At 62.9% G+C, this 299-nt stretch carries 1 protein-coding gene; it reads right to left on the bottom strand.

What is annotated here, in order from left to right:
• Nucleotides 1-299 (bottom strand): solute carrier family 23 protein (locus A9Z05_RS37990; protein ID WP_305143985.1); only part of this gene is annotated, 299 nt, incomplete at both ends.

Below are 299 nucleotides of genomic sequence, written 5' to 3' on the forward strand. Positions count from 1 at the left end.
TGAACGTGACGAACATCACCGTGACCATCGTCACGATCGACAATGGGTCGAAGTGCGGCCAGCCGAAGTGGAACGGCATCACGAAGCCGACCCATGGTGCAAGCGACACGCCTTCCGTATTCACGCGGCCGATCGCGAACGCGATCACGAAACCGGCGACGATGCCGAGCAGCACCGAGATGTTCGCGATGAAGCCGCGGCCGAACTTGTTGATCAGCAGGATCAGCGTGAGCACGAGCAGCGACAGGCCGAGATAGACAGGGCTGCCGTACTCGGGATTGCCGACGCCGCCGGCCGCC

The organism is Burkholderia sp. A2 (assembly GCF_001729305.1).
In the GTDB taxonomy this organism is placed as follows: domain Bacteria; phylum Pseudomonadota; class Gammaproteobacteria; order Burkholderiales; family Burkholderiaceae; genus Burkholderia; species Burkholderia sola.